Origin of the sequence: Collimonas fungivorans (assembly GCF_028292705.1) — a bacterium.
In the GTDB taxonomy this organism is placed as follows: Bacteria; Pseudomonadota; Gammaproteobacteria; order Burkholderiales; family Burkholderiaceae_D; genus Collimonas; species Collimonas fungivorans_B.
Map to the genome: position 1 here is coordinate 1 of NZ_JAQGLV010000040.1, position 14,152 is coordinate 14,152.

Annotated in this window: 11 protein-coding genes; 7 read left to right on the forward strand and 4 right to left on the reverse strand. The window is 60.7% G+C overall.

The window, feature by feature from the left end:
* On the reverse strand, positions 1-917 hold a 917-nt coding region (gene pstS / locus JWQ61_RS01880), incomplete at its 3' end, for a phosphate ABC transporter substrate-binding protein PstS (protein WP_304359020.1).
* A gap of 355 nt (positions 918-1,272) precedes the next feature.
* On the opposite strand from pstS, the gene ppk1 reads away from it, so the two are divergent.
* The 7 genes from ppk1 to JWQ61_RS01915 all read left to right on the forward strand — a co-directional run bounded on the left by ppk1 (position 1,273) and on the right by JWQ61_RS01915 (position 7,926).
* Positions 1,273-3,417, forward strand: a complete 2,145-nt coding sequence (gene ppk1 / locus JWQ61_RS01885; RefSeq protein WP_304359021.1) for a polyphosphate kinase 1 — start codon at positions 1,273-1,275, stop codon at positions 3,415-3,417.
* Positions 3,418-3,430: 13 nt separating this feature from the next.
* Positions 3,431-3,889, forward strand: a complete 459-nt coding sequence (locus JWQ61_RS01890) for a histidine phosphatase family protein (protein WP_014006496.1) — start codon at positions 3,431-3,433, stop codon at positions 3,887-3,889.
* Positions 3,890-4,079: 190 nt separating this feature from the next.
* Positions 4,080-5,315 carry a polyhydroxyalkanoate depolymerase gene (locus tag JWQ61_RS01895; protein WP_014006497.1) on the forward strand — a complete coding sequence of 412 codons (1,236 nt, stop codon included), beginning with the start codon at positions 4,080-4,082 and terminating at the stop codon, positions 5,313-5,315.
* An 88-nt stretch (positions 5,316-5,403) separates the two neighbouring features.
* Positions 5,404-6,132 (forward strand): electron transport complex subunit RsxB, encoded by a 729-nt coding sequence (gene rsxB / locus JWQ61_RS01900; RefSeq protein WP_304359022.1) that lies wholly within the window; start codon positions 5,404-5,406, stop codon positions 6,130-6,132.
* 9 nt (positions 6,133-6,141) lie between these two features.
* Positions 6,142-6,792: an endonuclease III gene (gene nth, locus JWQ61_RS01905; RefSeq protein ID WP_304359023.1), complete on the forward strand. Its 651-nt coding sequence runs from the start codon at positions 6,142-6,144 to the stop codon at positions 6,790-6,792.
* Between the two features lie 4 nt (positions 6,793-6,796).
* A complete protein-coding gene (locus JWQ61_RS01910; protein WP_304359024.1) occupies positions 6,797-7,495 on the forward strand; it encodes a VIT1/CCC1 transporter family protein in 699 nt (232 codons plus the stop codon).
* A gap of 5 nt (positions 7,496-7,500) precedes the next feature.
* Positions 7,501-7,926, forward strand: coding sequence for a DUF1841 family protein (locus JWQ61_RS01915; protein WP_304359025.1), 426 nt, complete (start codon positions 7,501-7,503; stop codon positions 7,924-7,926).
* Between the two features lie 104 nt (positions 7,927-8,030).
* Here JWQ61_RS01915 and JWQ61_RS01920 read toward each other — a convergent pair whose 3' ends face one another.
* The 3 genes from JWQ61_RS01920 to JWQ61_RS01930 are packed head-to-tail and all read right to left on the reverse strand — an operon-like array spanning position 8,031 to position 14,132.
* Entirely contained in the window at positions 8,031-11,201 is a 3,171-nt protein-coding gene (locus JWQ61_RS01920; protein WP_304359026.1) for a CusA/CzcA family heavy metal efflux RND transporter, read from the reverse strand.
* Positions 11,202-11,222: 21 nt separating this feature from the next.
* Positions 11,223-12,803 (reverse strand): efflux RND transporter periplasmic adaptor subunit, encoded by a 1,581-nt coding sequence (locus tag JWQ61_RS01925; protein ID WP_304359027.1) that lies wholly within the window; start codon positions 12,801-12,803, stop codon positions 11,223-11,225.
* 21 nt (positions 12,804-12,824) lie between these two features.
* Entirely contained in the window at positions 12,825-14,132 is a 1,308-nt protein-coding gene (locus JWQ61_RS01930; RefSeq protein WP_304359028.1) for a TolC family protein, read from the reverse strand.
* Positions 14,133-14,152 lie beyond the last annotated feature (20 nt).

Sequence of the window (14,152 nt, forward strand, 5' to 3'; positions counted from 1 at the left end):
GCCCATTCAAAGAACTTCAGGACTTCCTTGCCCTTGGCGGCATCGGCCTGGTTCTTGTGGATCAGGATGAAAGAAGCGCTGGTGATAGGCCAGCTGGCCTTGCCGGCCGCGTCGGTGAAATCCACCGCGAAACCTGGCGTCTTGGCCCAGTCGGCGCCGGCTGCAGCAGCCTTGAAAGTCTCGTCGTCCGGCTGCACGAAGCTACCGTCGCGATTCTTCAGCTGGGTATGCTGCAGCTTGTTTTTCTTGGCATAAGCGTATTCAACATAACCGATCGAACCCTTGATCTTTTGCACGTTGGCAGCGACGCCTTCGTTACCCTTGCCGCCTACGCCGACCGGCCATTTGACCGCAGTACCGGCGCCAACGCCGGTCTTGAACGCCGGGCTGGTCTTCGACAAGTAACTGGTGAACACGAATGAAGTGCCGGAACCGTCAGCGCGGTACACCACGGTGATGTCGTCAGCCGGCAGTTTCACGCCTGGGTTGAGGGCCGTGATTTCAGGTGCATTCCACTTGGTGATCTTGCCCAGGTAGATGTCGGCCAGCACAGGGCCGGTCAGCTTGACCTGGCCTGGAGTCACGCCGTCCAGGTTCACGACCGGCACCACGCCGCCCATGATCGCAGGGAACTGCGCCAGGTTGTCGGTGTTCAGGTCTTCTACCTTCAACGGCATGTCGGAAGCGCCGAAATCCACGGTTTTCGCCTTGATCTGCTTGATGCCGCCGCCGGAGCCGATCGATTGATAGTTCAGGCTGTTGCCAGTTGCGGTTTTGTAGGCTTCAGCCCATTTGGAGTAGATCGGATAAGGAAAAGAAGCGCCGGCGCCGGTGATTTCCGCTGCCATGACCGAAGAAACCGCCACTGTCGAACCCATTGCCAGAATGGCGGCCTTAACGAAGTGATTCAATCGCATTTGTTACTCCCTTGTTGACTATAGATGTGGTGTGCCCAAGTCGAGACTGTTGTGAAATTCATCTCCTTGCAAGGAAGCCAATTTCACAACAGCCCCTAAGACAGGGCGAACTCTAACCAACATTTATGACAGCTTTATGACGAGGAAAAAAACAATGCAAATAACATTAAATTATCAAAAAAATCAGGAAAAAACAGGAAAAAAAACCTATTACGCCGTAGTATCTTCTTCATCCGGCCGGCGCACGGTGCCGCCTCACAAGGGCAAACGTCTTGCGATGCTTCCATTTTCTTCATCAAGCTGTCATATTCAATGCATACACTGCGCCGTAACCATCAGACCAGTTGCCTGATTCATGAATAAGAAAACCAAGCCGGACGATGACTCCAAGCACCCCAGCGCCAGATTAGGCGCCAACCCAAGCTATCTGAATCGCGAACTGTCGCAACTGGCCTTCAACCGGCGCGTCATGGCCCAGGCCGAGGACCGGCATGTGCCGCTGCTGGAGCGATTGCGGTACCTGTGCATCGTCAGCAACAACCTCGACGAATTCTTTGAAGTCCGCATCGCCAGCTTGCTGGCAAACAGCCAAGTGGAAGGAGGCGGCGCCGAGTCGCCGGCCTTGGTCGCCGCGCTTGAGCGCACCAGCGTAGAGTGCCACCAGATCGTCGATCGCCAGTACGCCATCCTTAACCAGACTATCTTGCCGCAGCTATCGGCCAACCGCATCCACCTGCTGCGGCACGGCGACCGCAACGAAGAACAGCGGGCATGGGTAAAGTCCTTCTTTGAGCAGGAAATCCGCCCCCTGCTGACTCCCATCGGGCTGGATCCGGCCCACCCGTTTCCCCAGGTATTAAACAAAAGCCTCAATTTCATCGTCGAGATGGCGGGCAAGGATGCGTTCGGGCGCAGCACCTCGATTGCCATCATCAAGGCGCCGCGCGTATTGCCGCGCGTGATCAAGCTGCCGGACGTGCTGTCGCCAGACGGCGCCTCGTTTTGCCTGCTGTCGTCCATCATCCATGCCCATATAGGCGATCTTTTTGCCGGCCGCCAGATATTGGCTTATTCACAATTCCGGGTGACGCGCAACAGCGACCTGTGGGTCGACGAAGAAGAGGTCAAGAACCTGCGCCAAGCGCTGCAAAGCGAGCTGCAGAGCCGCCAGTTCGGGGTTGCCGTCAGGCTGGAGGTGGCGCGCAGCTGCCCCTCGCACCTGGCCCAGTTCCTGCTCGACCAGTTCGGCATCGCCCCCAACCGCCTGTACGCGGTCGACGGCCCGGTCAACATGGTGCGCCTGTCGGAGATGATCGACCAGATCAGCGACGCCAGCCTCCGTTTCCCGCCGTTTGCCCCCGGTCTGCCGCTGCACCTGGAAAACGGCAGCGACATCTTCGCGCAGCTGAAACAGAAAGACGTGCTGCTGCACCATCCGTTCCAGTCGTTCCAGCCGGTAGTCGATTTTGTCCGCTCCGCGGCATTCGACAGCAATGTGGTGGCGATCAAGCAAACCATTTACCGCACCGGCATGAACTCCGACCTGATGGAGGCCCTGATTGTTGCGGCTCAGCGCGGCAAGGAAGTGATGGTGATCGTTGAACTGATGGCGCGCTTCGACGAGGAAGCCAACATCAACTGGGCCGACAAGCTGGAACGCGCCGGCGCCCAGGTGGTATATGGCGTTGTCGGCCTCAAGACGCATGCCAAGCTGTCGCTTGTGATCCGGCGCGAAGCCGACAAGAACGGCGACGGCGAACTGCACTATTACGCCCACCTCGGCACCGGCAACTACCATCCGACCACCACCAAGCTTTACACCGACTTTGGCCTGCTCACTTCGAACCAGAAGCTGGCCACCGAAGTCAACGAAGTCTTCCTGCACCTGACCAGCCTCACCAAGCCCAAGAAAATGGATTACCTGTGGCTGGCGCCGTTCCTGCTGCAGAAGGAAATCATCAGGGCGATCCACAACGAGGCCGAGATCGCCCGCAAGGGCCGGCCGGCGCGCATCGTCGCCAAGATGAACGCGCTGCTGGACGAATCCGTGATCCGCGCCCTCTACGACGCCTCCGCCGACGGCGTCAAGATCGAACTGATCGTGCGCGGCGCTTGCGCGCTCAGGCCTGGCGTTCCGGGATTGTCCGAGAATATCCACGTGCGCTCCATCATCGGCCGCTTCCTGGAACACAGCCGCATTTATTATTTCCGCAACAACCTGCAGCACGATGTCTACCTGGCCAGCGCCGACTGGATGAACCGCAACCTGTTCCGGCGGGTCGAAGTGGCATTCCCGGTGCTCGACAAATCGCTCAAGAGAAGAGTCATCAACGAAGGCCTGACGCCTTACCTTAAAGACAATACCAATGCCTGGAGCCTCGGATCCGACGGCAATTGGCATAAAAACAAGCCTCACCGGAGACAAAAACCATACGGCGCGCAACGCCATCTGATGCTGGCTTTAGGTGCGCTTTCCCCTACGCATTACACAAACAAGTGAGCAAGGGCAAATCATGGACTTGATTCTATGGCGGCACGCGGAGGCAGAAATCGGCGAACCGGACGAGGGCCGCGCCCTCACCGGCAAGGGCCATAAACAAGCCTGGAAAATGGCTGACTGGCTGGACCATAACCTGCCGCACAGTTGCAAGATCATCAGCAGTCCGGCCACCCGTACGGTGCAAACGGCGGAAGCGCTGGGGCGCAAATTCAAGACCCATCCCGACCTCGCCCCCGACTGCAGCGCCGAGCAGTTGCTGGCGGTAGCCAACTGGCCCAACAACCGTGAACCGGTGCTGATCATCGGCCACCAGCCGACGCTGGGCCAGGCCGCCGCCCTGCTGGTAGCCGGCCAGATGCAGGAATGGTCTATCAGGAAAGGCAGCGTCTGGTGGATTGCCCAGCGCGAGCGCGGCGATATCACTACCAACTATCTGAAAGCTGTCATGTCGCCGGATCTGATCGCCAAGTAGAAATCAGGCTGAAAACCTCGATGCCACGGAGCCGTAAGTGGTATATTTGCGACCAAATCGTTTATCCTATTTTTCTACCGTTGTTGTCAAACTACAGGAATTTTGCGGCATTTCCTTGCATAAGATAAAATGGCAGATAAGTTGCATTATAAGCAACCCCTGTTGTAGTGGACCACCCGAGAGGTAACGCATGCTCTATCAATTTCACGAATTCAACCGCTCCTTACTCCATCCCCTGGTGCAATGGGCCGATGCCGGCAGCAGACTCTTCACCGACCCGATATCGCCACTGTCCCACACGCCATTTGCGCAACGCATCGCCGCCGGCTACGAATTGATGTACCGCCTCGGCAAACAGTATGAAAAGCCTGAGTTCGAAATCGACAGCACGCTGGTCAACGACAAAACGGTCGCAATCATCGAAGAAGTAGCGACTACCAAGCCGTTCTGCCGCCTGCTGCATTTCAGGAAAGACCTGAGCGCCAAGGAACTGGGCGCGCTCAAGCAGCCGACCGTGCTGCTGGTGGCTCCCTTGTCGGGCCATCATTCGACCCTGCTGCGCGATACCGTACGCGGCCTGCTGCCGGAACACGATGTCTACATCACCGACTGGACCGACGCCCGCATGGTGCCGGCCAGCGACGGCGCCTTCCATTTGCACGACTATATCTATTACATACAGGATTTCATCCGCCAGCTGGGACCGGACCTGCACGTGGTCTCGGTCTGCCAGCCGACCGTTCCGGTGCTGGCCGCAATTTCGCTGATGGCCAGCGCCAAGGACAGCCACCTGCCGAAGAGCATGACCATGATGGGCGGCCCGATCGATCCGCGCGAATCGCCGACCGACGTCAATAACCTGGCCACCGAAAAGCCATTCAGCTGGTTCGAGAACACCGTGATCTACAGCGTGCCTTCCAACTACCCAGGTTTCGGCCGCAAGGTCTATCCGGGCTTCCTGCAGCATGCCGGTTTCGTCGCCATGAATCCGAGCCGCCATGCCCAGAGCCACTGGGATTTCTACATGCACCTGCGCGAAGGCGACAACGAGTCCGCCGACAGCCACCGCAAGTTCTATAACGAGTACAACGCGGTGCTGGACATGCCGGCCGAGTACTACCTGGAAACCATCAAGACCGTGTTCCAGGATTTCTCGCTGCCGCATGGCACCTGGGAAGTCGAAGGCAAGCTGGTGCGGCCGCAGGATATCAAGAGCGTCGCGCTGTTTACCATCGAAGGCGAACTGGATGACATCTCCGGCCCGGGGCAGACCCAGGCCGCACATGGCCTGTGCAGCTCCATCCCGAAAAGCAAAAAACAGCATTTCACCGCCGAGAAATGCGGCCACTACGGGATTTTCTCGGGTCGCCGCTGGCGCGAACTGATTTGCCCGAAGATAACCGCCTTTATCAAGGACAACGCTTAAGCAAGCAGCGTCAGCCCGGCAAATCCGCTGCAAGAGCCGTTTCCTTCCTGGGAACGGCTTTTTTCATTTGGCGCAGCCCCGGTATAATATGCAGTTGTCATCACCAAGTTCCCTGCCACCCGTGTCCTCACCCTCCCTCGCCGACCGTATCGAAGCGCTGCTGCCGCAGACGCAATGCACCAAGTGCGGCTATCCGGCTTGCCGCCCTTATGCCGAAGCCATCGCCGACGGCAGCGCCGGCTACAACCAGTGTCCGCCGGGCGGCCAGCAAGGGGTGGCGCGGCTGGCGCAGTTGCTGCAGCAGCCGGTCATCCCGCTCAATCCTGCCAACGGCGCCGAACGGCCGCGGCCGCTGGCGGTCATCGATGAAGTCGCCTGCATCGGCTGCACGCTGTGCATCCAGGCTTGTCCGGTCGACGCCATCGCCGGCGCCGCCAAGCAGATGCACACGGTAATCAACGACCTGTGCACCGGCTGCGACCTGTGCGTAGCGCCTTGCCCGGTCGATTGCATCACCATGGTCGACGTCAGCGGCACAGACACCGGATGGGATGCATGGACGCAGCAGCAGGCCGACACAGCACGTGCCAGCCACGATTTTCGTGCGTTCAGGCTGGCGCGCGAAAAGCGCGAAAACGACGATCGCCTGGCCGCCAAGGCCGCGGAAAAACTCAAGGCGGTTGCAGCCGAATCGGCGGCGACACCTGAACAGCAAGCCGAACAGCAACGCAAGAAAGCCATCATCCAGGCCGCCATCGAACGGGCCCGGCTGAAGAAAGAACAACAAGCCGAACAGGCTGCCAAGGACTCGCCATGAATGCCGCTCATGAATGCAAATAAACGCCGGGAAATATTCACCCGCCTGCGCGCCGCCCTGCCGCACCCGACCACCGAACTGGAATACACCACGCCGTTTGAATTGCTGATCTCGGTGATCCTGTCGGCGCAAGCCACCGACGTCTCGGTCAACAAGGCGACGCGCAAGCTGTACCCGGTCGCCAATACGCCGGCGCAGATCCATGCGCTCGGCGTCGACGGCCTGATTCCGTACATCCAGACGATCGGCTTGTATCGCACCAAGGCCAAGAATGTGATCGAAACCTGCCGCATGCTGGTGGCCTTGCACGATGGCCAGGTGCCGCGCACCCGCGAACAGCTGGAAGCGCTGCCCGGGGTCGGCCGCAAGACTGCCAACGTGGTGCTGAACACCGCTTTCGGGGTGCCGACGATTGCGGTCGACACCCATATCTTCCGGGTCTCCAACCGCACCGGCATCGCGCCCGGCAAGGATGTGGAGGCGGTCGAGCACAAGCTGATGAAGCTGGTGCCCGCCGAGTTCCTGCTGGACGCCCATCACTGGCTGATCCTGCATGGCCGCTATACCTGCATTGCCCGCAAACCGCTATGCTGGAACTGCAGCATCGCCGACCTGTGCGATTTCAAGGCGAAAACGCCGTTGCCGGAAAAAGGGATATAAATCCATGCAACATTCTCATCCGCATACCGAACACCATTTCGAAGCCAGCGACACCGTGCGCGACATCGTCATCGGCATGGCCGACGGCCTGACGGTGCCGTTTGCACTGGCGGCCGGGATCAGCGGCGCAGCGGCCGGGATCGACATCGTGGTCACCGCAGGCGTCGCGGAAATCGCCGCCGGCTCGATCGCCATGGGCCTGGGCGGCTACCTGGCCGGGCGTACCCAGCGCCAGCACTATTACGCCGAGCGCGAACGCGAAGAACAGGAAATCCTGAACGTTCCGCACCGCGAGCGCAAGGAAGTGATCGATATCATGGCCCAGTATGGCGTGACGAAACAGGAATGCGAACCGATGCTGGCCGGACTGGAACGCAATCCGATCGCCTGGCGCGATTTCATGATGCGTTTTGAACTCGGCCTCGAAGAACCGCGGCCGGCCGCGGCCAGGAAAAGCGCGGTGACCATCGCCCTGTCCTACCTGGTCGGCGGCCTGATCCCGCTCGCTCCCTACATGCTGATGACATCCATCCCGCGCGCCCTGGCCGCCTCCACCGTGGTCACGCTGCTGGCGCTGTTTGTCTTCGGCTACCTGAAAGGCCGCGTCACCGGCACCGGCGCCTTCAAATCGGCATTGCAAACCCTGATGGTCGGCGGCCTCGCCGCGGCCGTCGCTTTCGGCATCGCCAGACTGATCAGTTAACCATCATGTTCAATCCATCCCAAGACGACGTACGGCGCTTTTTCTGCGAAACCTACCGCAAGCATCGCACCGGCGAAATCCTCACGCCGCTGGAGGCCATCGCCAGCGACTGGCTGAAACAGCATCCCGAGTATGACGATGACCTGAAAGACGTCGACGCCGCACTGGAGGCGGATTACTCGGTCGAGAACGGCCAGACCAATCCCTTCCTCCATCTGTCCATGCACTTGTCGATCGCCGAGCAGATCTCGATCGACCAGCCGCCCGGCATACGCGCCGCCGCCACCGCCCTGACGCAACGCCTGCAATCGGAGCATGAAGCCCACCACCACATCATGGAATGCCTGGGCGAGATGATCTGGAATTCGCAACGCAGCGGCTTGCCGCCGGACGGCGCGGCCTATATCGACTGCGTCAGGAAGCGCGTTTAACACAACGCCAGGCCACGCCGGGCCGGGCCGAAAAAAAACGCCTGGATAAAATCCAGGCGTAAACCCAAGGAGACGTTTGGGCAGGGAACTCAGGTTCGGCAAACTCAGTGCTGGACGACGGCTTCTTCGACAGCCTTTCCTTCTTCATCTTCGTCACGGCGATGGAACAACTGATACAGGATCGGCAGCACCAGCAAGGTCAGGATGGTTGACGACAGGATTCCGCCGATCACCACCGTCGCCAGCGGCCGCTGCACTTCCGCCCCGGTGCCGGTGGCAATCGCCATCGGCACAAACCCCAGGGAAGCCACCAGCGCCGTCATCAGCACCGGCCGCAAACGGGTCAGGGCACCCTCACGGATCGCCGCATCCAGGCCGCGGCCTTCCTCGCGCAGGCTGCGGATAAAGGCGATCATCACCAGGCCGTTCAGCACCGCCACCCCGCACAAGGCAATGAAACCGACCGCCGCCGAAATCGACAAGGGAATCCCGCGCAGCCACAAGGCGACGATGCCGCCGGTCAATGCAAACGGGATGCCGCTGAACACCAGCAAGCCATCCTTGATGTTGCCGAACATGGCGAACAGCAGCGTGAACACCAGCAGCAGCGCTACCGGGATCACGATCTGCAGGCGCTGGCTGGCCGACTGCAGCTGTTCGAACTGGCCGCCCCAGCTGGTCCAGTAGCCGGCCGGGATCTTGACCTGCTGCAGCTTGGCCTCCGCCTCGGCTACAAACGAACCGATGTCCCGGCCACGCACATTGGCGCTCACCACGATCCGCCGCTTGCCGTTCTCGCGGCTGATCTGGTTCGGCCCGGGCGCCAGTTCCAGGCTGGCTACCTCGCTCAACGGGATATAGTTGGTGCGCCCTTCTCCGCCGCCGTTGCGCGGAAGCGAAATCGGCAGGCGCCTGAAAGCCTCGAGGTCGCTGCGCAGCTCCTCCGGCAGACGCACCACGATATCGAAACGGCGGTCGCCCTGGAACAAGGTTCCGGCTTCCTTGCCGCCTATCGCGGTAGCCACCACATCCTGCACGTCGGCCACATTGAGGCCGTAGCGCGCGGTCTTGTCGCGGTCGATGTTCACCGTCAGCATGGGCAAGCCTGAAGTCTGTTCGATCTTCACTTCGGCGGCGCCGGTGATCTTGCCCAGCACGGTCGAAACCTTGTCGGCGGTATCGTTCAGGACTGCCATGTCGTCGCCGAATATCTTGACCGCGATGTCGCTGCGCACGCCGGAAATCAGTTCATTGAAACGCAGCTGTATCGGTTGCGAAAACTCGTAGTTGTTGCCGGGGATCTTGTTGGCGGCTTCCTGGATCGCCGCCAGCAGCTCAGGCCGCGATTTCTTCGGCTTGGGCCAGTCGGTTTCCGGCTTGAGCATGATGTAGCCGTCGGAGATATTCGGCGGCATCGGATCGGAGGCGATTTCCGCGGTTCCGGTACGGGCGAACACGCGCTCTATCTCGGGAAACTGCCGCTTCAATGTGCTCTCGATCTGTTTTTGCATCTCCAGCGATTGCGTCAGGCTGGTGCCGGGGATGCGCAGCGCCTGGATTGCCATGTCGCCCTCATTCAGGCTTGGCACGAACTCGCTGCCAAGCCGGGTCGCCAGCAGGCCGGACAACAGCAGCACGGCCAGTACGCCGCCCAGCACCACGGCTTTGCGCTGCATTACCCACTCCAGCACCGGTGCGTAGAAGCGCTTGGCGCCGCGCATCAGGAAATTTTCGGTTTCCGCCACACGATTGCCGATGAACAGCGCCACCGCCGCCGGAATAAATGTAATCGACAGAATCATCGCGCCGACCAGGGCAATCACCACCGTCAAGGCCATCGGGTTGAACATTTTCCCTTCGACGCCGGTCAGCGCGAAGATCGGCAGGTAAACCACCATGATGATGACCTGACCGAACAATAACGGGCGGCGAGCTTCCTTGGAAGCGGCGAATACTTCATGGAAGCGTTCGCTGCGGGTCAGCGGCCGGCCGTGGTGCGCCTGCGCATGGGACAGGCGCCGCACGCAGTTTTCGACAATGACCACGGCGCCATCGATGATGATGCCGAAATCAAGCGCGCCCAGGCTGAGCAGGTTGGCGCTCACCTTGTACTGGACCATGCCGGTGAAGGTAAACAGCATGGACAGCGGGATCACCATCGCAGTAATGATCGCGGCCCGTATATTCCCAAGGAACATGAACAGGATCGCGATCACCAGGATCGCGCCTTCCAGCAGGTTCTTTTTGACAGTATTGATCGCCTTGTCGACCAGCACGGTACGATCATAGACCGTCACCGCTTCGACCCCGGCCGGCAGGCTGCGGTTGATTTCGACCATCTTGCGGTCGACCGCCTGCGATACGGCGCGGCTGTTTTCGCCGATCAGCATGAACACCGTGCCCAGCACCACTTCTCGGCCGTTTTCGGTAGCCGCGCCGGTGCGCAGTTCGCGGCCGATGCCGACCTCGCCGATATCGCGGATACGGATCGGCACGCCCTGCACATTGCCCAGGATGATGTTGCGCATGTCCTCTATCGACTGCACCTGGCCCGGCGCCCGGATCAGCAGCTGCTCGCCGCGCTTTTCGATATAACCGGCGCCGACATTGCTGTTGTTGCGGTCAAGTGCTGTGACGATATCCTGCAAAGTCAGTCCGTAGGACGCCAGCTTCTCCGGCACCGGCGCCACCTGGTATTCCTTGGCGAAACCGCCGATCGAATTGATTTCCGTGACGCCGCTGACATTACGCAGTTGCGGCTTGATGATCCAGTCCTGGATTTCCCGCAGGTCGGTAGCAGTATAGGCGCTGCCGTCCGCTTTTTTGGCGCCGTCCTTGGCTTCTACCGTCCACAGGTAAATCTCGCCCAAGCCGCTCGAAATCGGCCCCATCGCCGGCGTTACGCCGGCCGGCAGCTTGCCCCTCGCCTCCTGGATCCGCTCGTTCACCATCTGCCGCGCAAAATAGATATCGGTGCCGTCCTTGAAGATCACGGTCACTTGCGACAAGCCGTAACGCGACAGCGAACGCGTCTGCTGCAGGTGCGGCAGGCCGGACATCACCGTTTCTATCGGAAAAGTCACCCGCTGTTCGGTCTCCAGCGGTGAATAACCGGGCGCAGAAGTGTTGATCTGGACCTGGACATTGGTAATGTCTGGCACCGCGTCGATCGGCAGCTTCTGATAGTTATATATGCCGAGCGCGGCCATCGCAAACACGGCCAGCATGACCAGCCAGCGCTGCTCGATAGCGAAACGTATGATACGTTCAAACATGGGATCGGATCCTTTGCTTCATCAGTGGGCGTGCTCGGCGCTGCTCTTGCCGAGTTCCGATTTGAGAACGAAACTGCCGTCGGCCGCGTAGCGCGCGCCCGGCTTGAGTCCCTTGACGATCTCCACATGCTGGCTGTCGGCGCGGCCAGTGCTCACCGGCTGCACCATGAAACCGTCGGCGATGCGGACGAACACTACCTGCTTGTCGTCCACGCTCTGTATCGCCTGCGGCTGCACCGCCACCGCTACTTCAGCATCGCTGGAAACCACCTCGACATTGACAAACAGGCCCGGCCGCCAGGCCATGTCCGGATTGGCCAGCGTGACGCGTGCCTTGGCGGTGCGGGTCTGTTCGCCAAGCAAGGCGCCGACATAGGAAATGCTGCCGCTCGCCGTCGACTCGAAGGCGGTGGCGCTGATCTTGACCTTTTCGCCCAGCCGCACCAGGTTCAGGTCCTTTGCCGGCACGATGATCTCGGCCCACACGGTCGACAGGTCGGAGATCGTGAAAATGCTGGCGTTGGCCGCCACGGCCTCGCCCAGCGCGATGTGTTTCTCTGTCACCAGGCCATTGAACGGGGCCCGGATCTCATAACGGTTCAAGGCGCCAGGATTGCCGGCGCCGACACCGGCGCCCAGCACATTGAGTTTCTGGCGCGCATTCTGCAAGGCGATTTCAGCCTCGCTCATGACTTGCCGTGCTTGCTGGTAATCCTGTTCCGCGGATATCTTTTCTTCCCACAGCTTTTTTTCGCGCTCATAGGTCGTACGCGCAAACGTGAAGCGCTTCTGCGCCGCCAGCAGTTCGCTGCGCTGTTCCGCCAGGCCGGTGCTGGCCACCACCGCCAGCAGCTGCCCTTTCTTGACCTGCTGGCCGAGGCTGACCGCAACCTGCTCTACCACCCCCTCCAGGCGCGGTACCACGTGGGCGGTCTTGTCTTCATTGAAGCGGATTTCTCCCGGCAAGGTGACTGAGGTCTTCACCTTGGCGGGGCCGGCGTTCTCAAGCTTGACGCCGCTGGCGGCAACCTGGGCCTGGTCCAGTTCGATCTTGCCTTCCTCCTGGGAAAATCCGGCTTGCATGGACTGGTTGCCGTATTGCAGCTGCAGCTTGGCGTCGAATACGTGCGGTTCAGCTATCGGCAAAGTGCTTTTGAGGAAATCCTTTTCCGGCGCGAAGCCGATTTTCTGGAGTTCGCCGTCCGGCCTGGTCAGCACCAGCTCCAGCCTGGCTGCATCCGGCGCCAGCGGTTTACCGTCATTGGACAGCCAGACCTGCAGGCGCGCTTCACCCGCGGCCTCGACCATGTTCACTTCCAGCGCCAGCTTGTCCTTGGCGTACATTTTCCCGCCGTGCGGACCAGTGCTTGCCGCCGGGTGATGTTCGCCGTCCGCATGCTGGCTGTCGTGGCCGTGTTTCTCGGATGGCTTTTCACCGTGGTGTTCGGTATCGGCGTGCGCGGCGGCTTCCCGGTGCGCGTTTTGCTCCGGCTTACCACCGCCATTGCTGCCCGCGCTCAAGTACATACCCGCCGCGACCAGCGCGACAATCGTCGCTATGCCGGCCGCGATAGCTTTGCTTTTGCTTAAATTGATTTTCATGTTGGCTGCTTTATAAGCTGATTAATAAGCTGACTGCGAAGAGTCGGCCGGAGGGAAGATTCCTACCACGCGTTCGATTTCGGTAGCGGCGCGATGGGTGTCTGCGAGTGCACGCAGGGTCTGCGACTTGGCCTGGAACAGCACACGCTGTGCATCCAGCACTTCCAGGAAGCTGAATTTGCCGAGCTCGAAACCCTTGGTGGTGATGTCGTAGGTTTTCTGCGCGGCTGGCAGGATTTCGTCCTGCAGCGCCGCCACTTGCTGGCGTCCCAGCTTCAACCGTTCATAGGCGTCCGCCAGTTCGCCGTTGAGGCGCAGTTCGGCGCTTTTCTGTTCGTCGCGCGCCTTGTCGGTACGGCGCAGCGCTTCCAGCAGATTGCCCTGGTTGCGGTCGAACACAGGGAGGGGAATCGACAGGCCGAAAATCATCTGGTTGCGCCCAATCTCCTCCGCTCGCTTGCTGCCGATGCTGACGGTGACATCGGGAATCCGGCGGCTGCGCTCCATCTCTGCCATGGCCTGGCGGCGTTCCACTTCCAGCCGCGCCCTGGCATACACCGGAGAATCTTGCAGGCGCGCTTGCAATGACTCGAATTCGGGAAGCGCCGGCAGTTTGTTTATTTCGCCATCGACTGCCGCAAAAGCGGGGCTGCTGTCGCCCCAGGTGGCTGCCAGGCGCCGGCGTGCGATATTCAGCGCGCTGTCGGCCTGCTGCAGATCGACCTGGACACCGGCCTCGGCGACACGCGCCTTGGTCTCTTCGATCGGCGCCACCTTGCCGGCGATAACCCGCTTCGCGGTGAGTCCGGTGGCCCGTTGCGCCAATTGCAGGGAGCTTTGCAGCAGCTGCAGATTCTCCTGCGCTTCCAGCACCGCAAAATAAGCCGCGACTACCGCCGCCTGCACGTCGGCCCGTTTGGCAAGCAGGTCAGCCTTGGCCGCATCCCGGCCCTTTTCCGCAGCGGCAATCCGCGCGCCGCGTTTGCCGCCCAGCTCCAGCGCCTGGTTCAGTTGTACGGTGGTGGTCCGGGTCGCCTTGCGCGTGTCTTCCAGCAAGGTCGAGAGTTCTGGATTGGGTCGGGCGCCGGCTTGTAAAATGGAAGCGTCGACTGCGGCGACCTCGAGCACCGCCGCGGCCAGTTCCGGATTGCTCCTGAATGCCTGCGCCAGCGCCTGTTCCAGCGTCAGCTTGCTGCCGGCATCGCTGCTCTTGAGCGGCGGCAGCCTGTAATTGATGCCCGACGGCGCAGCCGCCGGTTTTGCTTCCTGCGCCAGGGACGGCTGGCAGGCCAATACCGCCAGACCGAGCGGCAAGAAAAGCTTATACATGACTACTCCCCTCAAAACAG